This window comes from Pseudomonas sp. 30_B, from assembly GCF_017491605.1.
GTDB lineage: Bacteria > Pseudomonadota > Gammaproteobacteria > Pseudomonadales > Pseudomonadaceae > Pseudomonas.
The window spans coordinates 1-717 of the sequence record NZ_JAFGYY010000083.1; the positions used below are offsets into that span (position 1 = coordinate 1).

Sequence of the window (717 nt, forward strand, 5' to 3'; positions counted from 1 at the left end):
GCGTAATTACGCGCTCGTCGCCGCGGCGATTTTCGCCCATGAGCAAGCACAGTTGTTCGGCTTCGATCAGGCAAGCTGCTCCCCGTGCTTTTCCATGAGTGACAAGGGCTGTCGCAATCTCGTTTGTAATCCACTCTTGGTATGTAAATCGATGGCTGATCGCATCGATCATACGGGCGATGCGCCCGAAGCCATGCAGTCGCCCTCCCGGCAGATAGGCCACGTGTGCCACGCCGCGAAATGGCAACAAGTGATGCGGACAAACACCATGGACAGCGATACTGCGGATGATGACCATATCTTCCTTTCGATCATCGAAACCCATACCCAGCGCCTCGGCAGGGTCAACATCGTAGCCGTCAAGCAAGCGCTTCTGCCAGAGTTCCCTCACACGTTGCGCCGTGCGGCTGGTATGTGCGGCGTCTATCTCGATACCACAGGCCATGAGCAAGCTACCGACCGCCATTTCGAATGCGGCGGGATCGAACTGGCGGATGCGTCGAATTTCGGCCGGAGAATGGTGGTGGACATCGCATGCGCCATTGTATTGGGTGTCAATCATGACATCACATCTCCAAAAGAATCCACAACATTTTTCGAGAACGCTTGCCATTGAGTTCGATGGCTTTTCTCGCGAAAAGGTCGGGATAATTTTCTAATTTCTCGAGATTTGGCGGCGCACTGGAGTGGTCGGGGTGGTTCGAAGTGTGTTTCATC

General features: G+C 54.5%; 1 protein-coding gene and 1 pseudogene. Both read right to left on the bottom strand.

The features are described 5' to 3' along the window. Positions 1-562: GTP cyclohydrolase I FolE (gene folE / locus J5M67_RS27310; RefSeq protein ID WP_207888530.1), on the bottom strand; the 562-nt coding region annotated here is incomplete at its 3' end. A 4-nt stretch (positions 563-566) separates the two neighbouring features. Beyond that, positions 567-717, bottom strand: a pseudogene (gene tssN, locus J5M67_RS27315) (type VI secretion system protein TssN); the annotation flags it as partial.